Origin of the sequence: Anaerococcoides asporogena (genome assembly GCF_029590275.1) — a bacterium.
In the GTDB taxonomy this organism is placed as follows: Bacteria; Bacillota; Clostridia; order Clostridiales; family Clostridiaceae; genus JG1575.
Window position 1 is genome coordinate 1,448,252 of sequence record NZ_CP120965.1, and the last position, 25,881, is coordinate 1,474,132.

Sequence of the window (25,881 nt, forward strand, 5' to 3'; positions counted from 1 at the left end):
CCCAGCGCTCGGCCGGGCCCGGAGGCCGCAATGCCGCCGCCGGTTCGGGCAGTCAGGAGAGCATCGAAACAGAGTTCTCTCCGGCATAGGGCTTACCAGCGGACGAAAGCGTCCTCATCAAGGATTTTAAGAAAAGAGGTAACGGATATGGGAGAGGCATTAGGCAATGTCAGACGCACGAACATGTGCGGCGAACTGAACAGGGAACACATCGGTCAGACCGTGACCGTCATGGGCTGGATCCAGACGAGCCGGGACAAGGGATCCATTATTTTCAGCGACGTTCGCGACCGCGCGGGCATCTGTCAGGTAGTGTTCCGCGAGGAAGTGGCGCCGGCAGCTCTGGAAAAAGCCAAGGGACTGCGCCGGGAATACTGTGTGGCAATCACCGGCCAGGTGGCTGCCCGGGAATCCGTCAACCCCAATCTTCCCACCGGTGAAATCGAAATTAACGCGACGGAGCTGAAAATTCTGTCTGAATCGGAAACTCCGCCCATTCAGGTGATGGAGAATCTGGATGCCCGGGAAGACGTTCGCATGAAGTACCGCTATCTGGACCTGCGTCGCCCCGACATGCAGCGGATTCTGTTCCTGCGTTCCCGGGCCGCTCACTCGGTCCGTGAGTATTTCAACCAGAACGGCTTTATTGAAGTGGAAACCCCGACCCTGGCCCGTTCCACTCCGGAAGGCGCCCGGGATTATCTGGTGCCGTCCAGAAACTATCCGGGAACGTTCTACGCACTGCCCCAGTCACCTCAGCTGTTCAAGCAGCTGCTGATGGTGGCCGGCTTCGACCGCTATTTCCAGGTGGTGAAATGCTTCCGGGACGAAGATCTGCGGGCCAACCGTCAGCCGGAGTTCACCCAGATCGATATTGAAACCTCCTTCCTGGGAGAGGTGGAAATCCAGACCCTGAACGAAGGCCTGATTCAAAAGGTCTTCCAGGATGTCCTGAATGTGGAAATTCCGGTTCCGTTTGAGCGCCTGCCCTATCGGGAAGCCATGGACCGGTTCGGTTCGGACAAGCCGGACCTGCGCTTTGGCATGGAAATCAAAAACATAACCGACGCGGTTCGGGATACCGACTTCGTCGTATTCCGTCAGGCCATTGACAATGGCGGATCGGTTCGCGCTCTGGTCCTGGAGGACGGTGCCGACACCGGCCGCAAGGATCTCGACCGTCTGGGTGAATTCGTCAAGACCTATAAAGCCAAGGGGCTGGCTACCGTGGCGCTGAAGGCCGACGGCATCAAGGCTTCCATCGGCAAGTTCTTCGATGAGGCCGGACTGGCCCGCATCGCTGAGGCCTGCGGCGCCAAAACCGGCGATCTGATTCTGATTGTGGCAGATAAGGACAGCGTGGTATTCCAGTCCCTGGGTGCTCTGCGTCTGGAACTGGCGAAAAAGCACGGACTGATCCCGCAGGATGTATTTAAATTTGTCTGGGTCACTGAATTCCCGCTCCTGGAATATTCGGAGGAAGAGAGCCGCTATGTGGCAGCTCATCATCCCTTTACCTCACCCATGGATGAAGACATCGAGCTGATGGCTTCCGATCCGGGAAAGGTTCGGGCCAAAGCCTACGACATGGTCTTGAACGGCGAAGAGCTGGGCGGTGGATCCATCCGAATCCATCGTCAGGATCTGCAGGAACGCATGTTCCAGCTGCTGGGCTTTACCCAGGAAGAAGCCTGGGCCCGCTTTGGCTATCTGCTGGAAGCATTCAAGTACGGTCCACCGCCCCATGGCGGTCTGGCCTTCGGTTTTGACCGGCTGATCATGTTCCTGGCCGGAACAGACAATATCAAGGATGTCATTGCCTTCCCCAAGAATCAGAACGCATTCTGTCCTCTGACCGAAGCTCCCAATGTGGTGGATGACAAGCAGCTGAAAGAACTGGGCATCGCCCTGGCCAAGTCTGAACCGGTCCGGGAGGAGAGTCAGGAATGAAAAAAGCGATAAACCTCCCATCCCTGGTGCTCACGGCACTGCTGTCGGTTATTTTGCAGTATCTGATGTCGGCTCAGAAAATTGATCTGACGGACCGTGTCATCGGCGGAATCCTGTTCTTTGTGCTGAACTATTTCATCCTGATCCTGGTGCTCCGGGGTCTCTTCCGCATTCTGAAAGTGCTGCAGTTGCCCGGAGTCCGGCTCAGGTCCTATGCCTACTATCTCTATCCGGTGGCTATGCTGATCCTGTATGCAGCCTTCCTGATCGTCATGGCCCGCCTGGCGAATTACCGGCTGCCGTCCTATCTGGTTGCCGGCGTGATTATCGCCGGGGTGGCTGCCGCCATTCTGGCTCAGCTGGGCGGAGCATTTCCGGATCGGCTCCTCACGCAGAAGAAGCGGGCTTTCCGGCTGGAATCCACCGGAGGCATGCTGGGCGGATTTGATTTTCTGGGAACCTTGACCGGACAGTATCGGGACGGAATTGTGGTCGGAACCGACGCAATCCCGTTTGACCATCTGGAAAAAATGCATCGTTCCAAAGATTCCATTATTGTTGAGGGCTCTCAGGATCCCAAGCTGGAACTGATCATCGTGTCCGACAAATCCCAGAACTATTTCATTGATCTGCTGGCGGAGCGCCTTAAAACCTCCCGCAGTGTCCTGGTTTCCTCCCAGGCCGACAAGAAACCGGCACCCAGAAAGAAACCGGATGACAAAGCCAAGGACCTGAAACGGGCGAAACCGGTTAAGCTGATTAAAGCCACGGAAGAAGCCAGACGTCAGACCCAGGCCAAAGCCGGTTCCGCGCAGGGCAAGCCCCAGTAAGCAAAAATAATGGAAACACAAAAAGCCTGAGCAGTCAGGCTTTTTGCTTTTCCTGCCTCTCTGTCCGGATCAAGCACAGAGAAATCATAGATCCGGGCCTGTCCTCGGACGGTCTGATCCGGAGGAGATGGCGATTGTTTTTTGGGGGCGAACTGACAACCTTTCCAACCTGGGGGAATCCAATTCCATCCATGGGAAGTTCCTGTTATAATGCAGATAGATAACGCGAAATTAAAATTCTGGAGGAAAAATAATGTTAAGAGAAATGAATTTGGATACGTTTGTGAATGAACTGGCTTCGGTTTCACCGGCACCGGGCGGCGGTTCCACCGCAGGTCTGGCCGCTTCCCTGGGCGCAGCCCTCACCAGCATGGTATTCAATCTGACCATTGACAATAAAGCCGGCGAAGGCCTGGCTCCGGAAATCATCGAAGAGATGAAGACCAGACGGGAAGAGATGCTGAAACTGAAAACGGAGTTCATCGACCTGGTCGAAGAAGATACCGCCAGCTTCAACCGCTTCATGAGCGCTCTGAAAATGCCGAAAGCAACCGAGGAAGAGAAGGCGGTCCGCAAAGCAGCGCTGGATCAGGCCAAGGTTGATATTATCACTACCCCGGAAAAAATTGCCGTGTCTGCTGCCAAAGCCTGGGACGCCATTGAACTGGCCAACAACTATGGCAACCCCAATGCCGTGTCCGATGCCGGAGTGGCTGCGCTGATGCTGGATGCCGCCATCAAGGCTGCCTTGCTCAATGTCAAGATCAATCTGCCCATGGTGAAGGACGAAGCGAAGAAAGTGGAATATGTGGAGCGGATGAATGGCCTGCTGGCTGAATCCACCGAGCGGGTCAACAAGATCTACAGTTCTGTTTCCAAGAAGCTGGATGCATAGTCCGGACGAATTTCAACTGGATATCGTCAGATTAAGGGAGCTCTTTGATAAGGCTCCCTTCTCTGACTATGAGGCGCAAAAACAGGTCATCCTGGAGAAATGGCGGCCCAGAGGCCGAGGCGGTTCCAAACGGGAGCCCTCCCTGTCGGGATTGTACGCCAGCCGCGTCCGGGAAAAAGTCAACAGCTCGGTCTATACACCGCCGGAACTGGCTCGACTCCTGTTTGAACGCACTCCCTGGCAGGCGACGGATTCAATCCTGGACTGTTCCGGAGGGACCGGTGATCTGGCCGCTCCTTTCGTTCAGGCAGGTGCCAGCGTGCAGCTGATGGACCGCGATGTCACCGCGCTGGCCATTGCCGAGATGGAACACCCCGGGGTGAGGGTCTGTACCGGTGATTTTCTGGAGGCCGCCGGACGGTATGATGTGATCATCGGCAACCCGCCCTATGAAGGTCACAAGGGCATGAGTCCGGCGGAGAAGGAACGGGTCAAATCGCTTTTTCCGCACGTTATGGGAGACAAGGCTGATCTCCATTTTGCTTTTTTTGCCAAGGCCTGGGAGCTTCTGCCCGAAGGAGGCATTCTGTCCCTTCTGGTCTCGCGCTATTGGCTGGAAGCGGATTCAGGCCAGGACCTGCGCCGGTTTGTGCTGAACCATTTCCGGATTCTTTATCTGCATGACTGGTACGGCAGCCGTCCCTTCGGGGCCGGGGTGGATCCGATTCTGATCGTCCTGGCAAAAGGACAGGCAGCAGTCCCTTATGACATCCCCGTGTGGCGGGAAGATGTCGGAGAATTCGTCATTTCTTCCGACGCGCTGAGTTCTGATTCCATGAAGCTGCTGACGCGGCAGGAACGGATCATGCGGCGCATTCTGGAGCAGGAATGTGCCATGACCCTGGGCCAGGCGGGTGAATTCTACCAGGGGATCATCACCGGTTTTGACAAGGCCTTTGTCCTGTCTCCAAAGGAAGCTGCCGCTTTGCGCATCGAGGATGAACTGCTGGTGGACTGGATCAAGTCCACGGATCTGAGGGGCATTCGCCGGATCAACCGCCTGATCTATGCCGACGCGGCGGCGGGAGACTGTCCGAATTTCATGAGGTACATTGAGCAGCACCGGGACCGGTTGTCCGGCCGGCGCGAAGTGAAAAAAGGGATGATCCGCTTTTATCAGCTGCAGTGGGGCAGAGACCGCGCCTTGTTTGAATCCCGTCGGGTTCTGTTTCCCTACAAGGGAGCCGGGAGCCTGTTTGTGCCCTCACAAAATGTCTTTCACTCGGCGGATATCTACTCCTATCGGACAGAGATCGATCTGGAGTGGCTGTGCCGGCTTCTGAACAGTCCACTCTATGACGCCTATATCAAAACTGAACTGAAAAAGCTGGGCGGGGAGCTCTACGAATATTATCCGCACCGGCTGAAACGGATCTGTATTCCCGATCCGGTCAATGTGCCCGATCCCGATCAGTTCATCGCCCACATTCAGCAGCGGCTGACCCAGGAGCTGGGACCTGAATCTGATAAATCATAAGTGATCAAGAACAAGGAGGATGACGCGATGCAGCCAAAGGAAACATACAGTCAGGACGTCAACGCATATCTGGCAGCGATGCCCCCAGCGGTCCGGGACCGCCTGGAAGCGATCCGGGCCCAGATTCATGAGCTGGTGCCGGAGGTAACCGAGAAAATTGCCTATGGCATTCCCACCTTTCAATGGCGCGGCAAGAATATGTGCCATATCGGAGGATCCAGACAGCACATCGGATTCTATCCCGGACCCCAGGTCATTCTGGATCACGCGCAGGCCCTCTCAGCCTATAAAACCAGCAAAGGCGCGATTCAGTTTCCGCATGAGGAGCCGATTCCGCCGGAGCTGATCCGGACCCTGACGCTCAGCGCCAGGGAGCAGCTGGAGAAAATACTGAAATGAAAACCCTGATATTCAACGGTTCTCCCCGTAAGCAGGGAGACACCCGGTTTATGATTGATTATCTGAGTGAGCGCCTCAGCGGTGAAGTCCATGTCATTGACGCCTATACCTGCGGCGTGAAAAGTTGTGTGGACTGCCGCTACTGCTGGACCCATCCGCACTGCGTGTTTCCGGATTTTCAGGAGCTGGATGACCGGATCCGCTCCTGTGATAATATCATCCTGGCCTCGCCGATCTATTTCAGTGAAGTGACCGGAGAGCTCCTGCGGGTTCTGTCCAAGGTTCAGGTCTACTGGAGCGCCCGCTTTCTCCGGCAGGAGACACTGTTTCCCAACCCGAAAAAAGGCGCGCTTCTGTTAGCTTATGCCGGCCACTGCAACCTGATTTATCCTGAACACAGCTGCCACATTCTGCTGAAGAATATGGGCGTACAATCCATCTGGCCCACGGTGACCGCCAGTGATACCGATCGAGTACCGGCCCGGGAGGATCAAGGCATACACCGCGCTCTGGATGAGCTGGCGCTGTTTCTCAACGGCTCCGTCGAACCGCCGGTCAGACCCTGACGGAATTGCCTGGCAGAGGCCGGAGATTCTCGATGGGATGGTCTGCCTTGAACAAAAGGGAGTCCATGGGTTATAATGAGCAGTGGTAAACGTGAGGAGTTGAATTTATGAAATTAGGAATCGTGGGGCTGCCCAATGTCGGGAAAAGCACCCTTTTTAATGCCATTACGCAGGCTGGCGCAGAGTCAGCCAATTATCCCTTTTGCACCATTGAACCCAATGTCGGTGTCGTCGCGGTGCCGGACGAGCGGCTGGACCGCCTGGCCGAGGTATATCATTCCAAAAAGAAAGTTGAAACGGCGATCGAGTTCTATGATATTGCCGGTCTGGTAAAAGGTGCTTCCAAAGGCGAAGGTTTGGGCAACAAGTTCCTGTCCCATATCCGTGAAGTCGAAGCCATTGTCCATGTCGTCCGGGCTTTTGAAGATCCCAATGTCGTACATGTGGACGGCAACGTGGATCCGATCCGGGATATCGAGACCATCAATCTGGAACTGATTCTGGCCGATCTGGAAGTGCTGGAAAAACGCATGGATAAGTCCCTGCGCCAGGTCCGTTCAGGCGATAAGACGGCAAAGGTCGAGTATGCCCTGATGGAACGAATCAAGGCTCATCTGGAACTGGAGAAACCGGTCCGGACATTAGAATTCACACCGGAAGAGGAAGAGATTGTCCGCCAGTTTTTCCTGATCACTTCGAAAAAAGTTCTGTATGTCGCCAACATTTCCGAAGATGATCTGGCCGCAGGCAACCTGAATAATGACATGGTGGAAAAAATCAGAAACTATGCCCATCAGGAAGGGGCTGGCGTTATTGTCGTCTGCGCCAAGTTGGAAGAAGACATGTCCGGTCTGTCCGATGCCGAGAAACATGAAATGCTGTCAGAGTACGGATTAAAGGAAACCGGGCTGGACCAGCTGGTCAAGGAAAGCTATGACCTGCTGGGGCTGATGAGCTTCCTGACCGCCGGACCCATGGAATCCAGAGCCTGGACCATCAAGAAAGGCACCAAAGCGCCCCAGGCAGCCGGAAAAATTCATTCCGATATCGAACGAGGCTTCATTCGGGCCGAAATTGTTTCCTTCAATGATCTCATTGCCTGCGGCTCGGAAGCCCATGCCAAAGAGAAGGGGCTGTTCCGCCTGGAAGGCAAGGAATACATCATGCAGGACGGCGATGTGGTGAACTTCCGGTTCAACGTCTAGGGTCGTTCAGGCATTTCTGCCGGGAACCTGAAAATAATCCGGAAGACAATCCGGAAGACAATTCGGAAGACAATTCGGAAGAAAATCCAAAGGACATCTGAAAATACAGCGTGGGGATTCTGTAGGGACCAAATAGAACATCCATAGGTATCAACAACCCATGGTGAAGATGTTTCAAATGGATTCTGAAAAAGCAAGATAACCTGCCGGCATGGCAGGTTATCTTGCTTTTTGCTGTCTAGTTATTAACTGACCGGTTATTAACTGACCGGTTTGAACGGTCTAGTTTATTGCTGTCTGATTTGCATTATCTAGTTTTCAATAAATTTCATTTACATCAATATCGGGTCTTCACTGGACGGCCTGTGAGGATTGGCTTATTCACCAGCTGAATCCGAACAAGGATGACTGTCACAAACAGCGTTCCCAGCAGGGTCGCGGTTTCCCATTGGTACTGTACCCCGAAATAATTGACCAGACCCAAAAACGGGAGAATGATCGTATTGGACAGCCAGTCAAAGACGGCGGGCAGTTCAATCACTCCTTCGATTTTGATCTTGATTCGAAGCAGCACCAGCATGGTCATGATGAACCAGCTCAGCAAATAAAAATCAAGGACGCGGCGGGTACGAACCAGGAGGATGAACAGTAGCCACAGCACAGCCAGGGCAGTGCCGGTAGTCATCACGATCTCGGGTTGGGATGCGTTGGCGCTATTATAAAAAAAAGCTGTTAAAGTCAGTAACAGCGGCAATAGAGCATTGATCAGCTTCATAGTGGTTGCCTCATCTTACGTTGAATTGAAATCGTTCTACAATCTATAAAGATAGCTTATCAAATGGGGTAGCAAGAGGCAATCTATTTTTCGTTACCAAATTGTTACTTTTTCTCGGCGGCGGAAAGAAAGCCCTGGGGCGGAATGGATTTTATGCTGCGGTTATTTTCATTCTCAGGTGTGCTTCAACCGACAGTGACCAGCCAAACTGAAATTAAGCTGGTTTTAACAAATCAGGGAGAGAATTGAGCTATAATTGAGTTAATAAAGAGGTGAACTATTTCCAGGTATTTGATCGGAAGAGCCTGGGATGCCACCGGTGACTGTCGGCGGCACGGCATGATGACCGCCGCCTAGAAGGAGACGTATGACAGAATATTTTAAGAAAATTGGGATCGGGAAATTCATTCTGATGTTCCTGCTGAGTATCGGCCTGAGCGTAGCCCTGTTAATTCCCTATACCATGACTCAGATGGCAGAAGGGGAAATCCTCATGACCGGATCCTGGGAAATCTTCCTGTCCTCGCTGGGACTTTATCTTGGCATTATGATCTTTATCTGGGGACTGAGCCTGACCAGGGAAGACCGTCAGCGCATTCTGACACCAGCGCCCGCCCACAGCCCCAAGCGGTTTGGCTTTTATCTGGCACCGTTTCTGCTGGCTCTGCCGGTGAATGTGATCTATGTTCTGTTTCTGGAACGGTTTTTTCCCAGCTTTCTGGAACGGATGATGGAGGCCGGCAATCTGCCGGAAAATTTCATGAGTTCCCCGGATCCGGTCTCCCTGTTGCTGTTGTTTTTATCTGTAGTTGTCATGGCACCGATCGTGGAGGAAATCGCCTTTCGCGGCGTCCTTTACAATCTATTAAATAAAACCCTGCCCTTGTGGGTATCAGCCCTGATCAGTTCCGTTATTTTCGGTATCCTTCATGGAACGACCTTTCTGCAGACTGCAATCATCGGACTGGTGCTGGCCTTCATTTATCAAATCACCGGTGATCTGAAAGTTGCCATCATCGGACATGCGGTGAACAATGCAGTTGCCTTCGGTCAGGCGATCCTGCTGTCCACCGGAGTTCTGGTGGAAGGAGAGCCCAGTGAAATGATTCTGGGCGGTGTCCTTTTGGTACTCGGTGTGGTCATGGTAATCGCGTCAATCCGTTACCTCAGACATCATTCGCTTCGGTCCATTTTCAATGACCGTGCTCCGGTTTACAAGCATGAGATCTGGGCCAGCCGGCAATATCAGGAGCTGGATGGTTATCAGGAATAAAGCGGCATCAGTTCATGTTCCGGCTGCCGGAACCGCTGTCTGGTCATCCAGGAGGTGTTGGATCCATTCTTTCGCAAAGCCCCCCTTCAGGTGATTCCAAAGCGGAACTGCTGGAGACAGCGGTTGTCCGACCAAAACTGAAACGAGGTGATCACAGTGGTAATCGCATGCGGAGTATTCCGACTGAAGCTGCATACGGCTTATTCGCTCAAGGACAAACGGATGGTGACAAAGTCTATCATTGATCGGGTCCGGAACAAATTCAATGCCTCCTGTTCCGAAACCGGACTGAACGATTCCATCCGGGACATCGAGATATCCATCTCGGTGATCAACTCCTCCAAGGTGGTAGCTGAGAATGAAGCTGCCCGGATCAGTGATTACATCTATAACCACGCCGAAGCCGAACTGATCGGCGAGAACATCGAGATTATCTATATCTGAAAGACATCCGGGGGTCTGTCCTTTACGATGGGCAGGCGCGCCTCGTTCCGGATCCAGCCACCCCGACCCATCCGGAAAGTGAAGTGGCGCAAGGTGTGATGAACCAAGCCTTATTATGATAGGAACCTTCGAGCGGCCGGTGATCTGCGGATCACCAGCCGCTTTGCCATTGGCGGTGATCCGGTTTGAGGATGTCAGGTGACTGTTTTTTGACGGAGAGGAATTTGGTTTCGGGTATTTTTGATTGCTGTTTGGCCGCCACGGAAAGGCTGATTATTTCACTGCTGCCGGCGGCCGGAATAGACACTTCGACGCTTCAGGGGAGAGTGTTTTTTGAGAATCGCAGGATTTCCCTGTGTTAATGGAGCAGTGCAGTATGGAAATCGGTGTATAATGGATAAAGAAATTTGAGCAAAATTGGAGTTATTATGTTTATTTGTGATATCAGTGTGTTTAATCGATATGGAAAAATAAAGCTGGATCAGATGCTGGCTCCGGGCAGCCTGGACTGGCGGCAACTGGTGGTATTGTTCGTTCTGGAGCAGCGGCCCGGAATTTCCCAGGCGAAGCTGAAGCCCTTTCTGCAGACCGACAAGGCCAATGTAACCAAGCTGCTTCAAGCCATGGAGCATGAGAAACTGATCCATCGGACACCGGATGAAAAGGACCAGCGCAACAAGCTGTGCTTCCTGACGGAAGCGGGGGAAGAACAGTTGCCGGCTCTTCACCGGATCCTGGCTGAGTGGGAATCGGCCTGCTTTGCCGGTCTGACCGCTGCGGAGCGGGAGGAACTGGAACGGCTCAATGCCATCATTATCAAAAACCTGGTGGGGGAGTGGAGTCAGGACAACTAGAGGATTCCAAAGACCGGCCGGGAAGTACTTGCGGACAAGGTATGCACTGGGACTTTATTTCATACAGCCTGGCAACCAGGTGTTTGGATATGGTTAGAAAAAGGCATTGGGACACAAGGATATTTACTGAGAGTTGGGGAGCTGCGGTGGAACCGGATCTTTTTAAATGTAAATAGTTTATTAATAAATATTCTTTACAGGTTTTTTTGAACAAACCATGGTGCGCAGCGCTTAGAACGGGTGTTTTGGTTTTGAAATGCTGGCATGGAATCACCTTTTTGGTGATAACACGAAAAAACATTGGGAATAAAAAGAAATACAAGATTTTGAAAAACTGCCGCCGGCAGTTTTTTTGTTTATTTTCTTAGAAATATTCTGTTATAATCCCGTGCCGGAAGTGGCCAGGCAGGGGATTTCGTTTGTTGAATTATTGATGAATATTCTATACAATGAACCTAAAGTGGTAAAAAGTGGAGAAAAGTGGTGAAGATCATGCTGATTGGTGAGCACTGGCATACCATCGACCCGAAAAATCGAATCATGATCCCGACCAAGCTTCGCAATGAGCTGGGTTCTCCCTTCATGCTGACCAAGGGGCTGGACCACTGCCTCTATGCTTTCCCCATGGCGGCCTGGGAACAGTTCCAGGAGACTTTGGCTCAACTGCCGGGGAATCGCAATGAAGCCCGCCGCTACAAGCGGTTTTTCCTGGCCGGTGCCACCCAGGTGGAAATGGACAAACAGGGCCGAGCCCTGATTCCGATTCATCTGGTGGAGTTTGGCAATCTGGTCAATGAAGTCGTCACCATCGGCATGCAGGACAAGCTGGAAATCTGGTCCAGGGAAAGCTGGGATCAGTACCAGAATGAAGAACTGGATATGGATGAACTGGCGGAAAGGATGGCTGATTTAGGGCTATGACAATGGAATTCAAGCACAAAAGCGTATTATTGTCCGAGGCGATCCGAGGGTTGAACATCAAACCGGATGGCATTTATGTGGACTGTACTTTAGGGGGCGGGGGACATTCCTCTGAAATTCTCCGACATTTGCCGCAAGGCCGGCTCATCGCCATCGACCAGGATCTGGAAGCCCTGAGGCACGCCAGAGAACGGCTCAGTGACCATGACAATGTCACCTACGTCCATGACAACTTTGAGAATCTGGCAGCCATCATCGATGAGCACGCACCCGACGGCGTCGACGGGATCCTGATGGATCTGGGCGTTTCCTCCTATCAGCTGGATAATCCGGACCGGGGGTTCTCCTATATGAACGATGCCCCGCTGGACATGCGCATGGATCAGGAAGCCGAAATGACCGCCTATGATGTGGTCAACGCCTATACCGAGAACGATCTCTACCGCATTATTAAAGAATACGGCGAAGAGCGGTTTGCCTCCCGCATTGCCCGCTACATCGTTCGGGTTCGTGAAGAAGGTCCGATTACCTCAACCTTCGCCCTCAATGAAATCATCAAACGCGCCATACCGGCCAAGGACCGCAGAGTGGGCCCGCACCCCTCCAAGCGAACGTTCCAGGCCATCCGCATTGAAGTCAACCGGGAACTGACCATATTAAAGAAAACCATCGAGGCGGGCATTGCCCGGCTCAAACCCGGCGGACGATACGCCATCATCACATTCCATTCCCTGGAGGATCGGATCGTGAAGAATGTCTTCAGAGAACAGGCCGATCCCTGTACCTGTCCCAGACACCTCCCATGTGTCTGCGGCAAAGTACCCGTCGTTTCACTGGTTTCCCGCAAAGCCATTGAACCGGGCCATGATGAATTGGGGGAAAACCCGCGCTCGCGCAGTGCCAAACTGAGGCTCTGCGAAAAACTTCCAGCGGCACCGCCAGCCAGCGACAACACATAGAAAAACCGAGGTGCCTGGCCGCAGTTTCACTTCACTCTGAGTAAAATGGGGAATATCAATGGCAGAAATCAAACGAATGAATTCAAGTCTGGCCGGAGGCAGCTATGCTGCTTCCACCATGGACCTTGTGATCGAACAGGAACGGTCGCGGCGACGCGCCCTTCGACTGGAAGCTGCCCTGCGCAAATACTGGGTGGCATTGGCTGCCCTGGCAGTTGTATTTGTGATCCTGATGCAGTCCATTGCCATTTACGCCATGCAGCGCAATCTGGCATCCGTCAACGGGGAAATCACTCAGCTGAAGCGGACCAATGAAACGCTGCGGGTTACCGTCCTCAAGGCACAGGACCTGGATCAGACCAAGCAGGTAGCCCTGGCGGGCGAATATGTGTCACGATCAGCCCAGACGGCTCTGAGTGTGGATCTTGATTACAACAACTTCACCGGAACTGCGCAGACAGCAGATCAGGTATCATGGTGGGGAAAGCTTTTCGCCTTCTTTCAATAAACAGGCAAAGAAAACTGAAACCGCATGATTTCAGTTTTCTTTTTTTCTAAATGACCGTCCATCGGCCGGGAAGACCCGCAAGGAGCGACTGAATATGAAAATAGACTTGAAAAAAAATAACCGAATCCCGATTCTGATCTTCTCGCTGATGTTTGGAGCTCTGGCAATCAAATTGAGCCTGGTCATGCTGCACGATGCCGGTTCGATCCGGACGCTGGCGTTTGCCCAGCTGCGCAATGAGACGGTTCTGCCAGCCCGGCGGGGGGATATCGTGGACCGCAATGGCAGTCTTCTGGCCAGCAGCGTTTCGGCTTTTACGGTGGAGGCGGATCTGGTGGCTATGAGACGCGCCGCCCTGGGGCGTAAAAATGTGGATACTCTGACCGAAGCGGATCAGGCTGCTGTCCGGGCGTATGCCCAGGACTGGTCAGCCCGTCTGGATGAATATCTGAGCAAGACCCAGGAAGGACTCTACAAGATTCTGACTGCCACAGGCTCAAAGGGCAACTTTTTGTCCTACGGGCTGCTGGGCAGCAAGGAAGATCTGACCAATCTGGAGAAATTCAGACAGTTTCGCCGGGACAATGAACTGACCTGGCTCAGGATCCTGGATGATACTCAGCGGTATTACCCCAATCAGGACATGCTTGCGCAGGCGCTGGGCATCGTCGGGCAAGACAACAAAGGCCGGTTCGGCCTGGAATCGGTCTATGAAGATGATCTGGCCGGCATTGACGGCCTGAAGATCTCGGAAGTCGACAAGCTCAGTGAGGACATTCTCCTGACCGAACCCATCGTTACCCTGCCGGTGGATGGCCATACCCTGGTCACCACCATTGACGAGAAGATTCAGCAGATCGCGGAGGAAGCGGCGCAGGAGGGTCTGACCGCCAATCAGGCCAAAGGCGTTCACATCATCGTCATGGCTCCTCGGACGGGGGAGATTCTGGCCATGGTCACCAGCCCCGGATTCGACCTGAACCAGCCCTATGCAGTCAGTGAAGGTCAGACGGTACAGGAAACCTGGAAGAACCGGGCCATTTCCGATGCCTATGAGCCGGGTTCCACCTTCAAGATTGTGACCATGGCCGCGGCACTGTCCGAAGGCGTGGTCGATGAAGATGACGTATTCCATTGTCCCGGCTACACCATCGTCAATGGCATCCGCATCAACTGCACCAACAAGGAAGGGCACGGCGATCAGAATTATTTCGACATCCTGGCCAATTCCTGCAATCCCGGCTTCATTGAGCTGGGCCGCCGCCTGGGTGTGGAGCGGCTGGGCGAATGGGCTGAAAAGTTCGGCCTGGGAACCAGACTGGGTGTTGATCTGACCGGAGAAGCCTCGGGCAAGATGGATTTCAAGGCCGGCACCAGTGACTATGCTCTGGCCAATAAATCCATGGGGCAGGCTACCATGACCACATCCCTCCAGCTGCTGAATGATCTCAACACCGTGGTGAACAAAGGCAAGCTGACCACGCCGCATCTGATGAAGGAAATCCGCACGATCAAGGGCGACGGAACCACTGAAGTGGTACGCACCTATGAGGAACAGCGCACCGAAGATATTCTGGAGAATTCGGCCGCCGAGACCCTCTTGGCCATGCTGGAAAACTCGGTCGCCAACGGCGGCAGCCGGGCAGCCCGGATTGACGGACTGCGGGTTCTGGGCAAGACCGGAACCGCACAGAAAGTTAACCCAGCGACCGGAAAATATGAGTTCTACGTTTCCTCCTTTGTCGGCGCCGCGCCGGCGGAGGATCCCAAAATATCCGTCTTCGTCGCAGTGGATGAGCCCGGTACGGACCGGACGTTCGGCAGCCAGGTGGCAGCACCGCTGGCCAAGCGGATCATCCAGGAGTCCATCAGCTACCTGAACGGACCTGGCAACTAATTGATCATTCCGTGATATAATATTCAAGTTAACTAAAAATATGAGGATGGATGATCGTGGAAAAACTTACACTGATAGAAATAGCCCAGGCCACAGGTGGCAAGATCCTGTTCGGCAATGACGATGTAACTTGCGAATCCGTCGTAATGGATTCCCGCAAAGTGACGGAAAACGCCCTGTTCATAGGTATTAAAGGCGAACAGGTCGATGGCAATGACTACTTTTTAACCGCCTTCGAGCAGGGGGCGACGATTGCGCTGATTGAAAAAGACGTGGACGTGATCCCGACCGGACAGAAAGGTCTGGTTTGGGTGCCTTCCACCCGGGATGCCCTGGCCGCCCTGGCTAAATATTACAAGAACCGCTCGCTGACCAATACCCGTTTCATCGCCATCACCGGCTCGGTGGGCAAAACGACGGCCAAGGACATGCTCTGCGGCATGCTGTCCGCCAAATACAAGGTCTTTAAGACCCGCGGCAACTACAACAATGAACTGGGACTGCCGCTGATGATTTTTTCAATGGATTCCAGCTATGATTTCGCCGTGCTGGAAATGGGCATGTCTTCCCTGGGAGAAATCCATTTCCTGGCAGACATTGTCCGGCCGGATCTGGCGTTAATCACCAACATCGGCACCTCCCACATCGAAATTTTGAAGACCCGGGAAAATATCCTGAAAGCCAAGTTGGAAATTACGGACTTTTTCGGGCCGGACCAGGTTCTGTTCCTCAATGCCGATGATCCCTACCTGGCCGGTATCAAGCACCAGACCTACCAGATCGTGACGGCCGGAATCGCCACCGGCATCTATCGAGCCAAAAACATCTCGCTGGAGCCCGGCACCATTGAGTTTGACGCTCTGAGGGGTGAGGAAACCCTGGGTCACATCAAGCTGGAAGTACCCGGCATGCATAATGTGGCCAACGGCATCCTGTGCTTCGCCTGTGCCCATCAGCTGGGCATTTCCGCCGCGGATCTGACCCGTATGACCATCGACCGCACGGTCATGCGGCTGGAAGAGACTCAGTTTGAGCATCTGACGGTTATTAACGACGCGTACAATGCCAGCCCGGAATCCGCCAAAGCCGGACTGGATACCCTTGCTCTGCGCGGCGGACGCAAGGTTGCCCTGATGGGTGACATGAAGGAACTGGGCGACTACAGCGCCAAGGCTCATGTCGAAGTAGGGGCCTATGCCCGCTCCCGGGTTGATGTCCTCATCGCCGTGGGCGACTTCGCCAAGGAATACGGCGAGGGCTTTGGCAGCCAGGATTTCCATGGCTATCCGACCTATGAGGATGCCGTCATTGCTTTGCCCAATCTTCTGGATGAAGGGGACCTGGTCTATCTGAAGGCATCCCGGTCCATGAAATTCGAACGATTCTTAAGTGTATTGGAGAGGATATAACCATGCAGATTGCATTAGCCATAGTGATTGCCCTGATCAGCGGGCTGGCTGCCGGACCGGTCATAATCCGGAAACTCAAGGAATACCGCCAGGGTCAGATGATCCGTCAGGACGGACCGGTGGAGCATTACAAGAAACAGGGGACGCCCACCATGGGCGGGCTGATCTTTATTGTCGGCATTCTGGTTTCCTATCTGATTATGAACCTGATTTATCCCCCATCGGGAGATCTTCTGCGGGTTCTCTGGCCCGTAATCGGCCTGCTGCTGTTTGGTCTGATCGGTTTCGTTGACGACCGCGCCAAAATCCGCAAACATCAGTCGGAAGGACTGACCGCCCGCCAGAAAATCGGCCTGAATGTGCTGTTTGCCGTTGGCATAGCCTATGTGATGAACCAGACTCTGGCTCCCTTCGTTTTGAAGGTGCCGCTGCTGAATCAGACACTCACCCTGGGGACTGTCCTGTACTTCCTGTTTATGATCGTATTTTTCACTTCCGTCACCAATTCCGTGAATCTGGCGGACGGCATCGACGGCCTGTGCGGCTCGGTATCGCTGATTGTCGCCATATTCTACATTCTGTATGGCGTCAGGCGGGGAGATCCTGCCGTCATCCTGTTTGCTTCCGCTCTGGCCGGTGCGCTGGCCGCCTACCTGTTTTTCAACTGGCACCCGGCGCGGGTCTTCATGGGTGATGTCGGTTCCTTCGCTCTGGGCGGCGCTCTGGCGACGCTGGGCGTCATGACTCAGACCGAACTGCTGTTCATTCTGGTCGGCCTGATCTATGTTATAGAATCTGCCTCCGTCATTATCCAGGTCATTTCCTTCCAGACCCGGGGCAAGCGCATTTTCCTCATGTCGCCCATCCATCACCACTTCGAGAAGAAGGGCTGGTCCGAAGTCAAAATCGTCGGCATCTTCTCGCTTATTACCGCAGTCTGCGTTGCCATCGCTTATCTCATCAGCTGATCCGCCCCAAAGGGAATCCGGCTGAAGTATATCGGATTATCCGGGAAAGGAGGGACATAATGGAACAGCATCAGGAAAAACCAGCACCCAGGCCACAGCTGCCGCCCGTCCGTCCCGCCCGGAAACCATCCTTTGGTTCGACGCTCCGGAACCTGCACCGGTCCTTTGACTTCTCTCTGAGTCATATTGACCGGACACTCCTGTTTCTGCTCCTGACGCTGGTGCTCTTTGGACTGGTCATGGTCACCTCCACGGCCTCCTACACCATTATCCGGCGCGGCCAGGAAAGCATCTTTGGTTTTATCGGCAAGCAGATTCTTCTGACGGTTCTTGGGTTTGGCGCCATGTGGTTCATGGCTTCCTTCGACTATCATCGTCTGAACTGGTCTCTGCTGCTGGGGCTCGCACCTGTGGTCATTCTGCTGAATCTTCTGCCGCGACTGGTCGGAACACCGGTCAACGGAGCCTATCGCTGGCTGGATCTTGGGTTTACTACCCTGCAGCCTTCCGAAATCGCCAAGTACTACATTGCCGTCCTTACGGCCTGTCTGATGACATTTCCCAAAACCACCCCCCGGCGAACCATTTTTTATCGCTATCTTCTGGTCTGGAGCTTTGTCGGTGTCTTCATCCTGATCATCGCCAAGCTGCAGAGCAATCTGTCCACCAGCGCCATTCTGGCGATGGCAGCCTTCCTGGTCATCCTGGTTTCCCAGGTGCCGATGTGGTGGAACATATTTCCTTTCGTGGGCGGCGGACTGGCCGGCGTTGTCCTGGTTCGGACCACGGGTTATCGTCTTGACCGGATGATGGGCTTTTTTCATCCGTTCTCCGATCCCACTGGCAATACGCTTCAGTTGGTTCAGTCGCTCTACGCCTTGTCCATGGGCGGCTTGCTGGGCCGGGGGCTCGGCAACTCCCGCTTCAAGGCATTCTGGCTGCCCTATGCCGAAAATGACTTTATCTTCGCCATTATCTGTGAGGAGCTCGGTCTGCTGGGCGGACTGACGGTCCTGAGTATTTTTGCCTTCCTGGTTCTGACCGGACTGAAAATCGGTCGGCAGGCGAAGGATTCTTACGGCAAGCTGCTTAGTGTCGGCATTGTGTCCATTATCGGACTGCAGGCAGCCATCAACATGGCCGTTGTCATGGGAGCGTTCCCGGTCACCGGCGTGCCGCTGCCTTTCATCTCGGCCGGCGGTACCTCCATGATCGTTAACCTGGCCGCCATGGGAATTCTATTGAATATTTCCAAGCAGAAGGTGATGTCATGACAAACACCAGATTCAAAAACAACCGGCAGGAGAGCCCGGAACGGGTATCGGAACTGCTGGTCCGGCGTGATCAGGCCCGGCGGCAGCGACAGAGTCGGCTCTTCCGGATCCTGACCCGAAGCGGCATCGGACTGCTGCTCATCGTCATCTTTTTTTTCTCGCCGCTGTTCAAGATCCGCCAGGTCAGCCTCAAGGGCTTTGCCCATGCCGATCAGGCGAAAATCACTGCCCGGGCCAATGCCGAGATCGGCCGCCATGCGCTGCTGGTCGGCAGAAGTGCTTTGCGCCAGGACGTGCTGGCGGATCCGTACCTGCGCAATGTGCGGATCAAAAGCTCCCTGTTGGGAACCCTGACCATTGAGGCGGAGGAATATCCCCAGGAATATGCCCTGATTCAGGAGGGGCAGGTGGTGGTGCTGGACCGCCAGGGCCGGGTCCTGTCCAGTCAGATCATCATTCCGCCGAATATCGTCGAACTGGTTGATGACACCAAACCCCTGGCGCCCGGTCATACGATGTATGGAGAGGGCATCAAGAAAAATGTGATGGTGGAGTTTATGGCTCTGATGGATCAGAACACCTCGGACATCCGCTTTTCGCGCCTCATCCTGACGGATCCGGCCGACCTGAAACTCGAATCCGGGGGCTGGGTTGTGGAGCTGGGGGATGGCGCCAGCCTGGAACAGAAGGTCAACCGGGCGATCAATATCCTGAAGGTGGTGAAAATCCAGGAAGAACCGGCCATCATCGATCTGAAGTTCAATGCGGATCCCGTCATCCGTCCCAAAGGAGAATCGTAATGGAAATCAAGCATAATCTGGATCAGATCCGGGCAACGCTGGCACCGGATGTCCGTCTGATCGCCGTGTCGAAAACCAAGCCGGCCGAAGCCGTCCGGGAAGCGTACGAGGCCGGTCAGCGGGCATTTGGCGAAAACAAGGTGCAGGAGCTGATGCGGAAAATCGATCAGCTGCCCGCCGACATTGAATGGCATTTCATCGGCAATCTCCAGCGCAACAAGGTAAAATACCTGGATGAGCGGATTCATCTGATCCACTCCGTGGACCGGATCAGTCTGGCACAGGAAATCGACCGCCAGGCCCGAAAAAAAGGCTATATCCAGAACATCCTGCTCGAAGTCAACATCGGCCGGGAGGAGAACAAGGGCGGCGCGCTGCCCGAAGATCTGCCCGAGCTGACGGCAGCGGTCCGGGAACTGCCGGGACTGCATGTCAAAGGGCTGATGACCGTCATCCCCGAGACCGAGGATGAAGCGGAACAGCGGGCCTGGTTCCAGGCCATGCAGGAGCTGTTCCGGAAGGAAAAGGCCAAGGAAGGACCCCGCTATGAGATGGAGATTCTGTCCATGGGCATGAGCGGAGACTATCAGACCGCCATGGCCTGCGGCAGCACCATGGTGCGCATCGGCAGCGCCATCTTCGGAGCCCGCGATTATTCCGCCAATACCTCTCTGTCCGCCGGAGACCCTGCAGAGGTCTGATTCACCCCGCCATTCCGGAACGGGAACTGGCCAGAGCATACCTCTGGCGAGAGACCTGACCCAGGCCATTGGCAGATGGCTTCGGGTGATCTGCAGTCCGCACTGTACGAATCCGTCTGATGCAGCGGAAACAGAATAAGAAATAACCGAAAAGATAAAAAAAGAACATATCAAATGAGTATCATGGGAATGGAGGAATCAGGATGAGCGTATTAGATAGTTTCAAACGGACGTTTAGCTTGGAAGATGATTATGAAAGCTTTCAGGATGAAGTGGACGCAGCCGAGGTCAGCCCGCAGGAGAATAATGTTATAAAACCTTCCTTCTTCAAGCGTCGGGAAAAGGAAACTGCCGGTCCGGCAGCGATCCGTCCGGCTGTCGAGGAACAGGCCGTGAATATTATCCGTCCGGAAGCATTTGATGATGCCATGGCGATTGTCAATGAAGTTCGGGCCGGAGAAATTATTGTGATCAATACTGCCCGGATGGACCTGAAGAGCGCTCAGCGCCTGCTGGATTTTGTGTCCGGAGCGGCTTTTGCCCTGGACGGGGATATCCAGGAAGTCATGGAAGCGGTCTATGTAGTGACCCCCTGCGGCGTGTCCTTGAAAAACAGCGCCCGCACGGAATCGGTCATGAAGAACCTGTTTGGCATGAAATAATGGATAAATCTCGTTTTATGGCCCTTTTTCCGGGGGAGGATCCGGTTCTGCTGGCCCGCCTGTACGGCTGCATCGAGGCAGCCTGGTCGGGCCGCCCTCTGGTTTCCAACGAATTCTATACGCCGGCCGTCTGGTCCCGGATCGAAGCTCAAAAGGGCTGCCTTCCGCCCGAGGCCGGCTTTTACGGTCCCCTGGAGGCAGATCGGCGACTGTTTGCCTCGCCGCTGGATCAGGCAGACGGCTCGATTGCCGTTCTGGAGGTGAAAAACCTTTATCCGGCCCGCCCGCTGGCGCATCAGGACTACATGGGTGCGCTGATGAGCCTGGGCGTGCGGCGGGAGAAGTTCTCAGACCTGATGGTAGTCTCTGACTGCTGCTATATTCCGATGCTGCCGGAAATAATGCCCTACATTCTGGAAAACCTGACCAAGGTCGGTTCCAACGGGGTCAGCTGCCGGGAAGTGGGACTGGAAGAATTATCGGTTCTGCCGCGTCCGGTTCGGGAACGCTCGCTTCAGGTGGCCTCCCTGCGACTGGATGCTCTGGTCGCGGAGATCGCCGGAATATCCCGCTCCCAGGCGGAAGCGCTGATCAAGTCCGGCAAGGTCCTGCTGAATTATCGGGAAGTGAAGGACCGCGCTCAGGACGTTCACACTCAGGATGTTCTGACCATTCGCGGTTCAGGCAAGTTCCGGGTAGGAGAAATCACGGGGGAGACCCGCAAGGGACGGCTGCGCCTCACGGTAGAGCAATATTAATAAAAAAAACAGGGATCCGGCCGGATCCCGTTTTTTCTTAATTTAGGTGGCAAGCTCCAAGCCGGACGAATCAAGCGATGGATCAGGAACCAGGATGAAACTTTCCGTACCGTCAGACCAGGCAAAGATTATATGGTGCTGCCTGAGGTGCCTGGTTAGGGGTATCAAACGAAAAAAAGGAGCTGCGGCAACAAAGGACGCACTCCTTTCCGGTTAATTCCGGTATTTCTTTAGTAACTTTACGATTTCCTCTGTAATGGCTGAAGCCGACTTTTGCTGCTCGAGATAATACTCATCGGAATTTTCTTTCATTGATGGGTCATAGAATTTTTGGGTTACTCGAATAAAAGCCATGTCATATTTCATGAAATAAGATTTTTCAATGAAGTCCCCATTGCCAAACGAGTCAAAATTATCATAAGTAAATGCATTTAGCTCAGGGTCATTATAATAAAAATAGATGCTGAGCTGGATTTTCTTCTGGGAGCTGTCTTTTTGAGCATACTCTAAGTACATCTTATAGGGTCTGGTTTCATCCTGACTGGCAACGATGCCCCGACCATCAAAAGTGACTTCAGGATCCAAGTATAATCGGTAGGCTGATCCATATTCTTCAGTCAATTCCAAATTGGGCAAAGATAAATTCGACTTGACAAAATTAAATAATTTAGTCATTTTAAGGTAATCATATGCGTTTGATGGGTTTACTGACTCTGGGGTCGTTGTGTTGAGTTGGGCTGTTGTCTTGTCCGATTCCGCAGCAGTTGCATTTGCACAGGTATTTGCTGTGGGTGAGGTTCCGATCGCTGCAGCAGTTCCGGATGTTCCAGCACCAGTGCCAGTTCCGGTACCCAGGATGCTGCAGCCTTGTAGTAGAAGTGTGCCGGATAGTAAGATGGCTGATATGCTGTGTCTCATTTTGAGTTCTCCCAATGTAAATTTGAATTATTAAGCGGTTTCAATTGTAATAATGGTTATTTATATGATGGAGAAATTAATCAATTAAAGATAGAATTGGTTAACATTAATAATAATCATAAAATAGGTTACTGTCAATGAATGATTTTAAATTGAAAAAATGGATGGATAAGGGGGGTTCGCCAGAATGACCCGGTAGAAGGAAACAGGACAGGCGATGGATGTTCCGGCATCATCGGTCCTGAGGAACGTTTCGGTTCGTAATCAGCTGATCGGAAGCTGCCGCAGGTTGACTCATTCGATCCTTCCTGTTCAAGAAAGGTCAAGAAACGACCTTGCAATCCGTTCTGAATGTTCTGTTGAAGAATGAATGGACCCATCGAGCGTAAAAGATCAAGAGCATGAGTCCTCCTTTTGCGCCCGCCAGTGGCAAACAGGGGCTCACTGTGATAAATTAATAGAGAAACCAGAGCAGATTCGGGGGATGGTTTCCTGATGCTTTCTTCACTTCCGCAGGAATCGAGAGGGTCGTTTAGGACATCCAGTGGACTCTGGTATGTATACCGGAAATAACAGGCGGACCCGAATGGTCCGTACAAGAAAGAGGTAAATTCTATGATTTGGATTATCATTATACTGGGAATCGCCGGTGATTATCTGTCCAAGCGCTGGGCGCTGGCCAACCTGACCGCGGGTCAGGTGATAGATCTGATTCCGGGTTATCTGGATTTCAGCTATGTGGAGAACCGCGGAGCGGCCTTTGGGATTTTCCAGGGGCAGATTCGGGTACTGGGGGTCATTTCCCTGGTCATGGGTACCCTGCTGCTGCTGTATCTGGTGAAGAACCGGTCAGTCCATCCGCTGATGAAGATCTCGCTGAGCCTGATTGTCGCCGGAGCGCTGGGCAATGCCTATGACCGGTTTTTCTATGGCTTTGTGGTGGATTTCATTCATTTTCACCTCAACAGCACCTGGCATTTCCCGACGTTTAATGTGGCGGACTCGTGTGTCGTCGTCGGGTCTGGCCTGATGATTCTTTATGTTCTCTTTATTGAAGGAAGGCAGGGCGACCGTTCATGACCGAGGAATTTTACTACCTGATCGAGGAAGCGGAGGCCGGCCTGCGGGTTGACGTCTATCTGTCCGGCAAATTCCCAGGAATTTCCCGGTCACAGGTACAGCGCCTGATTGAGGATGACCGGCTGCTGGTCAATGCCCGCCGGGTCAAATCCTCCCATAAGCTCAAAGCGGGCGATGAAGTGGAGTTTGAACTGCCGCCGGCCGTGGAGCTGAAAGTTGAGGCCGAGAACATTCCCCTGGAGATTATCTACCAGGATGAGTATCTGGCCGTTATTAACAAGCCGGTGGGCCTGGTGGTTCACCCGGCGCCGGGAAACGAGCACGGCACGCTGGTGAACGCGCTGCTGTATCATCTGACGGACCTGTCTTCGGTCAATGGCGTGATCCGTCCGGGCATTGTCCATCGGATCGATAAGGACACCTCGGGTCTGCTGGTGATCGCAAAAAACGATGAAGCCCATCAGGCCCTGTCCAAACAGCTGGCTGACCATTCCATGACCCGGGAATATGTCGCTCTGTGCGAGGGGCTGGTCAAGATGGATCAGGGAACCATTGACGCGCCCATCGGGCGCGACCCGAGAAATCGACTGCGCATGGGGATTGTTCCAAATGGCCGGCGGGCAGTGACCCATTATACAGTCCAGCAGCGCTATCAGGACATGACCCTGGTCCGGCTGCGGCTGGAAACCGGACGGACGCATCAAATCCGGGTGCATATGGCGTCAATTCATCACCCGGTGGCGGCGGATCCGGTCTACGGGTTCAAAAAACAGCGAGTTAAATACCAGGGCCAGATGCTTCACGCCAGGCTCCTGGGCTTTCTACATCCCCGGGACGGGCAGCCGATGGAATTTTCGGTGCCGGTTCCCGAAGAATTCAGGCTGGTTTTAGAAAAACTGGCTGCAGAAAAGGCAGGTCGACGAGTGTGATTTTAAAATCGAATCTAATGGACGAAATGGCTATGAAACGGGCCCTGAAACGGATCGCCCATGAAATTATAGAAAAAAACAAGGGAATTGAAAACATCAGTCTGGTGGGGATCAAGCGCCGCGGGGTTCCGCTGGCGCACCGCATTGCCCGTCTGATTGAGGATATTGAGGGCGTCCGCCTGCCGGTGGAGGAAGTGGATATCACCCTGTACCGGGATGATCTCACCGAGATGAGCGAATATCCCAAGGTCGTTGATCACGGAACCAGGTTTTCCGTGGCCGGCCGCAAGATTATTCTCGTGGATGACGTACTTTATACCGGCCGGACGGTGCGTGCCGCCATTGACGCGGTCGTCAAGCTGGGGCGTCCGCAGAGCATCCAGCTGGCGGTTCTGGTGGATCGCGGCCATCGCGAGCTTCCGATCCGGGCCGACTATGTCGGAAAGAATGTTCCCACAGCCAAGAATGAACTGGTGGCGGTGGAGATCCGCGAACTTGACGAGCAGGACGCTGTGCTGCTTTATCAGCAGGAGGAAGCTTAAATGAAGATCGCATCCTGGAATATCAACGGCCTGAGGGCCATCATGAAGAAGGATTTCGCCGCTCTGGCGGCTCAGCTGGATGCCGATGTCCTGTTCCTGCAGGAAATCAAGATGCAGGAAGACCAGCGGACACCGGAGATGGATCTGGAGGAGCTGGGCTATCGCTTGATGCTCCACCCGGCGCAGCGCAAGGGCTACTCCGGAGTAGCCGTCTATTCGCGCATTGATCCGGATCAGGTGTTTTTAGGCACCGGCTCCGAGTTTGACGAAGAAGGCCGGGTCATCCGGGTCGATTTTGGCAAGCTGTCGGTATTTGGCATCTATTTTCCCAACGGCGGACGGGGGGAAGAGCGCATGGCCTACAAAATGCGCTTCTATGACCATTACCTGGAACTGTTCCGCACCCTCAAGGAACAAGGCCGTCATGTCGTGGTCTGCGGCGACTTCAACGTCGCTCATCAGGAAATCGACCTGGCCAACCCCAAGTCCAATGAGAAGACGTCTGGGTTCCTGCCGGAGGAACGCGACTGGTTCAGCCGGTTTTTGGATGCCGGCTTTGTTGATGTATACCGCCGCCTGAATCCGGACCAGGTGATCTATACCTGGTGGGATCAGCGCTTCCGGGCCAGAGACCGCAACGTCGGCTGGCGCATCGATTACTTTGTCGTGGATGAAGCGACTCTGCCGCTGGTATTGGATGCTCAGATTCTCAATGAGTACATGGGCTCGGACCACTGTCCGCTGACCCTCACCCTGGACTGGCCGACGACCGGTCTGTCCACTGTTGGGGCCAGCGAAGACGCCTTCGCCGCAGGAGAGGAATAGTC

At 53.7% G+C, this 25,881-nt stretch carries 27 protein-coding genes; 25 read left to right on the top strand and 2 right to left on the bottom strand.

All coding sequences use genetic code 11. From position 1 onward, the window contains the following. Nucleotides 1-147 precede the first annotated feature (147 nt). The 7 genes from aspS (at nt 148) to ychF (ending at nt 7,382) form a co-directional block, all read left to right on the top strand. Nucleotides 148-1,950, top strand: coding sequence for an aspartate--tRNA ligase (gene aspS / locus P6M73_RS06995; RefSeq protein WP_277855393.1), 1,803 nt, complete (start codon nt 148-150; stop codon nt 1,948-1,950). Next, nucleotides 1,947-2,780: a hypothetical protein gene (locus P6M73_RS07000; RefSeq protein WP_277855394.1), complete on the top strand. Its 834-nt coding sequence runs from the start codon at nt 1,947-1,949 to the stop codon at nt 2,778-2,780. The genes aspS and P6M73_RS07000 overlap by 4 nt, the downstream gene beginning before the upstream one ends. Nucleotides 2,781-3,033: 253 nt before the next feature. After that, complete coding sequence (locus tag P6M73_RS07005) at nt 3,034-3,675, top strand: cyclodeaminase/cyclohydrolase family protein (protein ID WP_277855395.1); 642 nt, start codon at nt 3,034-3,036, stop codon at nt 3,673-3,675. Continuing rightward, the gene (locus P6M73_RS07010) at nt 3,668-5,212 is read left to right on the top strand and encodes an Eco57I restriction-modification methylase domain-containing protein (RefSeq protein ID WP_277855396.1); all 1,545 of its coding nucleotides are present in this window, start codon (nt 3,668-3,670) and stop codon (nt 5,210-5,212) included. Before P6M73_RS07005 ends, P6M73_RS07010 begins: the two co-directional genes overlap by 8 nt. Before the next feature lie 27 nt (nt 5,213-5,239). After that, a complete protein-coding gene (locus P6M73_RS07015) occupies nt 5,240-5,611 on the top strand; it encodes an iron chaperone (protein ID WP_277855397.1) in 372 nt (123 codons plus the stop codon). Beyond that, nucleotides 5,608-6,177 carry a flavodoxin family protein gene (locus P6M73_RS07020; RefSeq protein WP_277855398.1) on the top strand — a complete coding sequence of 190 codons (570 nt, stop codon included), beginning with the start codon at nt 5,608-5,610 and terminating at the stop codon, nt 6,175-6,177. The genes P6M73_RS07015 and P6M73_RS07020 overlap by 4 nt, the downstream gene beginning before the upstream one ends. Nucleotides 6,178-6,284: 107 nt before the next feature. Further along, complete coding sequence (ychF, locus tag P6M73_RS07025) at nt 6,285-7,382, top strand: redox-regulated ATPase YchF (protein ID WP_277855399.1); 1,098 nt, start codon at nt 6,285-6,287, stop codon at nt 7,380-7,382. A gap of 337 nt (nt 7,383-7,719) precedes the next feature. Here the strand turns inward: ychF and P6M73_RS07030 are convergent, their stop codons facing one another. After that, nucleotides 7,720-8,157, bottom strand: coding sequence for a hypothetical protein (locus tag P6M73_RS07030; RefSeq protein ID WP_277855400.1), 438 nt, complete (start codon nt 8,155-8,157; stop codon nt 7,720-7,722). 367 nt (nt 8,158-8,524) lie between these two features. On the opposite strand from P6M73_RS07030, the gene P6M73_RS07035 reads away from it, so the two are divergent. The 14 genes from P6M73_RS07035 (at nt 8,525) to P6M73_RS07100 (ending at nt 21,585) form a co-directional block, all read left to right on the top strand. Continuing rightward, nucleotides 8,525-9,430 carry a CPBP family intramembrane glutamic endopeptidase gene (locus P6M73_RS07035; RefSeq protein ID WP_277855401.1) on the top strand — a complete coding sequence of 302 codons (906 nt, stop codon included), beginning with the start codon at nt 8,525-8,527 and terminating at the stop codon, nt 9,428-9,430. Nucleotides 9,431-9,586: 156 nt separating this feature from the next. Continuing rightward, complete coding sequence (locus P6M73_RS07040) at nt 9,587-9,874, top strand: DUF503 domain-containing protein (protein ID WP_277855402.1); 288 nt, start codon at nt 9,587-9,589, stop codon at nt 9,872-9,874. Between the two features lie 428 nt (nt 9,875-10,302). Then, nucleotides 10,303-10,728: a MarR family winged helix-turn-helix transcriptional regulator gene (locus tag P6M73_RS07045; protein WP_277855403.1), complete on the top strand. Its 426-nt coding sequence runs from the start codon at nt 10,303-10,305 to the stop codon at nt 10,726-10,728. A gap of 492 nt (nt 10,729-11,220) precedes the next feature. Beyond that, nucleotides 11,221-11,649: a division/cell wall cluster transcriptional repressor MraZ gene (gene mraZ, locus P6M73_RS07050; RefSeq protein WP_277855741.1), complete on the top strand. Its 429-nt coding sequence runs from the start codon at nt 11,221-11,223 to the stop codon at nt 11,647-11,649. Between the two features lie 2 nt (nt 11,650-11,651). Continuing rightward, entirely contained in the window at nt 11,652-12,608 is a 957-nt protein-coding gene (gene rsmH, locus P6M73_RS07055) for a 16S rRNA (cytosine(1402)-N(4))-methyltransferase RsmH (RefSeq protein ID WP_277855742.1), read from the top strand. 58 nt (nt 12,609-12,666) lie between these two features. Then, complete coding sequence (locus P6M73_RS07060) at nt 12,667-13,116, top strand: hypothetical protein (RefSeq protein ID WP_277855404.1); 450 nt, start codon at nt 12,667-12,669, stop codon at nt 13,114-13,116. 94 nt (nt 13,117-13,210) lie between these two features. Continuing rightward, nucleotides 13,211-15,013 carry a peptidoglycan D,D-transpeptidase FtsI family protein gene (locus P6M73_RS07065; protein WP_277855405.1) on the top strand — a complete coding sequence of 601 codons (1,803 nt, stop codon included), beginning with the start codon at nt 13,211-13,213 and terminating at the stop codon, nt 15,011-15,013. Nucleotides 15,014-15,069: 56 nt separating this feature from the next. Further along, complete coding sequence (locus P6M73_RS07070) at nt 15,070-16,422, top strand: UDP-N-acetylmuramoyl-tripeptide--D-alanyl-D-alanine ligase (RefSeq protein WP_277855406.1); 1,353 nt, start codon at nt 15,070-15,072, stop codon at nt 16,420-16,422. Between the two features lie 2 nt (nt 16,423-16,424). After that, the gene (gene mraY / locus P6M73_RS07075; protein ID WP_277855407.1) at nt 16,425-17,390 is read left to right on the top strand and encodes a phospho-N-acetylmuramoyl-pentapeptide-transferase; all 966 of its coding nucleotides are present in this window, start codon (nt 16,425-16,427) and stop codon (nt 17,388-17,390) included. Nucleotides 17,391-17,449: 59 nt separating this feature from the next. Next, nucleotides 17,450-18,664 carry an FtsW/RodA/SpoVE family cell cycle protein gene (locus P6M73_RS07080; RefSeq protein ID WP_277855408.1) on the top strand — a complete coding sequence of 405 codons (1,215 nt, stop codon included), beginning with the start codon at nt 17,450-17,452 and terminating at the stop codon, nt 18,662-18,664. Further along, nucleotides 18,661-19,464, top strand: coding sequence for a cell division protein FtsQ/DivIB (locus P6M73_RS07085; protein WP_277855409.1), 804 nt, complete (start codon nt 18,661-18,663; stop codon nt 19,462-19,464). Before P6M73_RS07080 ends, P6M73_RS07085 begins: the two co-directional genes overlap by 4 nt. Beyond that, complete coding sequence (locus P6M73_RS07090; protein WP_277855410.1) at nt 19,464-20,165, top strand: YggS family pyridoxal phosphate-dependent enzyme; 702 nt, start codon at nt 19,464-19,466, stop codon at nt 20,163-20,165. The genes P6M73_RS07085 and P6M73_RS07090 overlap by 1 nt, the downstream gene beginning before the upstream one ends. Nucleotides 20,166-20,368: 203 nt before the next feature. Beyond that, entirely contained in the window at nt 20,369-20,827 is a 459-nt protein-coding gene (locus P6M73_RS07095) for a cell division protein SepF (RefSeq protein ID WP_277855411.1), read from the top strand. Continuing rightward, entirely contained in the window at nt 20,827-21,585 is a 759-nt protein-coding gene (locus tag P6M73_RS07100; RefSeq protein WP_277855412.1) for a YlmH family RNA-binding protein, read from the top strand. The genes P6M73_RS07095 and P6M73_RS07100 overlap by 1 nt, the downstream gene beginning before the upstream one ends. 213 nt (nt 21,586-21,798) lie before the next feature. On the opposite strand, the gene P6M73_RS07105 is transcribed toward P6M73_RS07100, so the two are convergent. Next, nucleotides 21,799-22,503: a hypothetical protein gene (locus P6M73_RS07105; RefSeq protein WP_277855413.1), complete on the bottom strand. Its 705-nt coding sequence runs from the start codon at nt 22,501-22,503 to the stop codon at nt 21,799-21,801. A gap of 615 nt (nt 22,504-23,118) precedes the next feature. On the opposite strand from P6M73_RS07105, the gene lspA reads away from it, so the two are divergent. The 4 genes from lspA to P6M73_RS07125 are packed head-to-tail and all read left to right on the top strand — an operon-like array spanning nt 23,119 to nt 25,879. Then, nucleotides 23,119-23,583 (top strand): signal peptidase II, encoded by a 465-nt coding sequence (gene lspA / locus P6M73_RS07110; protein ID WP_277855414.1) that lies wholly within the window; start codon nt 23,119-23,121, stop codon nt 23,581-23,583. Next, on the top strand, nt 23,580-24,512 hold the full coding sequence (locus P6M73_RS07115) for an RluA family pseudouridine synthase (RefSeq protein ID WP_277855415.1): 933 nt from the start codon (nt 23,580-23,582) through the stop codon (nt 24,510-24,512). Before lspA ends, P6M73_RS07115 begins: the two co-directional genes overlap by 4 nt. Next, nucleotides 24,509-25,054, top strand: a complete 546-nt coding sequence (gene pyrR, locus P6M73_RS07120) for a bifunctional pyr operon transcriptional regulator/uracil phosphoribosyltransferase PyrR (protein ID WP_277855416.1) — start codon at nt 24,509-24,511, stop codon at nt 25,052-25,054. The genes P6M73_RS07115 and pyrR overlap by 4 nt, the downstream gene beginning before the upstream one ends. Continuing rightward, a complete protein-coding gene (locus P6M73_RS07125; protein WP_277855417.1) occupies nt 25,055-25,879 on the top strand; it encodes an exodeoxyribonuclease III in 825 nt (274 codons plus the stop codon). The last annotated feature ends 2 nt before the right edge of the window (nt 25,880-25,881 follow it).

Bases quoted from the DNA above. Each gene is read 5' to 3' on its own strand.
- rsmH (WP_277855742.1), top strand. From the start codon at position 11,652: ATGGAATTCAAGCACAAAAGCGTATTATTGTCCGAGGCGATCCGAGGG.
- mraY (WP_277855407.1), top strand. From the start codon at position 16,425: ATGCAGATTGCATTAGCCATAGTGATTGCCCTGATCAGCGGGCTGGCT.
- P6M73_RS07100 (WP_277855412.1), top strand. From the start codon at position 20,827: ATGGATAAATCTCGTTTTATGGCCCTTTTTCCGGGGGAGGATCCGGTT.
- P6M73_RS07000 (WP_277855394.1), top strand. From the start codon at position 1,947: ATGAAAAAAGCGATAAACCTCCCATCCCTGGTGCTCACGGCACTGCTG.
- P6M73_RS07080 (WP_277855408.1), top strand. From the start codon at position 17,450: ATGGAACAGCATCAGGAAAAACCAGCACCCAGGCCACAGCTGCCGCCC.
- P6M73_RS07085 (WP_277855409.1), top strand. From the start codon at position 18,661: ATGACAAACACCAGATTCAAAAACAACCGGCAGGAGAGCCCGGAACGG.
- ychF (WP_277855399.1), top strand. From the start codon at position 6,285: ATGAAATTAGGAATCGTGGGGCTGCCCAATGTCGGGAAAAGCACCCTT.
- P6M73_RS07125 (WP_277855417.1), top strand. From the start codon at position 25,055: ATGAAGATCGCATCCTGGAATATCAACGGCCTGAGGGCCATCATGAAG.
- P6M73_RS07035 (WP_277855401.1), top strand. From the start codon at position 8,525: ATGACAGAATATTTTAAGAAAATTGGGATCGGGAAATTCATTCTGATG.
- lspA (WP_277855414.1), top strand. From the start codon at position 23,119: ATGATTTGGATTATCATTATACTGGGAATCGCCGGTGATTATCTGTCC.
- mraZ (WP_277855741.1), top strand. From the start codon at position 11,221: ATGCTGATTGGTGAGCACTGGCATACCATCGACCCGAAAAATCGAATC.
- P6M73_RS07020 (WP_277855398.1), top strand. From the start codon at position 5,608: ATGAAAACCCTGATATTCAACGGTTCTCCCCGTAAGCAGGGAGACACC.
- P6M73_RS07095 (WP_277855411.1), top strand. From the start codon at position 20,369: ATGAGCGTATTAGATAGTTTCAAACGGACGTTTAGCTTGGAAGATGAT.
- P6M73_RS07115 (WP_277855415.1), top strand. From the start codon at position 23,580: ATGACCGAGGAATTTTACTACCTGATCGAGGAAGCGGAGGCCGGCCTG.
- P6M73_RS07030 (WP_277855400.1), bottom strand. From the start codon at position 8,157: ATGAAGCTGATCAATGCTCTATTGCCGCTGTTACTGACTTTAACAGCT.
- P6M73_RS07065 (WP_277855405.1), top strand. From the start codon at position 13,211: ATGAAAATAGACTTGAAAAAAAATAACCGAATCCCGATTCTGATCTTC.
- P6M73_RS07105 (WP_277855413.1), bottom strand. From the start codon at position 22,503: ATGAGACACAGCATATCAGCCATCTTACTATCCGGCACACTTCTACTA.
- aspS (WP_277855393.1), top strand. From the start codon at position 148: ATGGGAGAGGCATTAGGCAATGTCAGACGCACGAACATGTGCGGCGAA.
- P6M73_RS07060 (WP_277855404.1), top strand. From the start codon at position 12,667: ATGGCAGAAATCAAACGAATGAATTCAAGTCTGGCCGGAGGCAGCTAT.
- P6M73_RS07045 (WP_277855403.1), top strand. From the start codon at position 10,303: ATGTTTATTTGTGATATCAGTGTGTTTAATCGATATGGAAAAATAAAG.
- P6M73_RS07090 (WP_277855410.1), top strand. From the start codon at position 19,464: ATGGAAATCAAGCATAATCTGGATCAGATCCGGGCAACGCTGGCACCG.
- P6M73_RS07015 (WP_277855397.1), top strand. From the start codon at position 5,240: ATGCAGCCAAAGGAAACATACAGTCAGGACGTCAACGCATATCTGGCA.
- P6M73_RS07005 (WP_277855395.1), top strand. From the start codon at position 3,034: ATGTTAAGAGAAATGAATTTGGATACGTTTGTGAATGAACTGGCTTCG.
- P6M73_RS07010 (WP_277855396.1), top strand. From the start codon at position 3,668: ATGCATAGTCCGGACGAATTTCAACTGGATATCGTCAGATTAAGGGAG.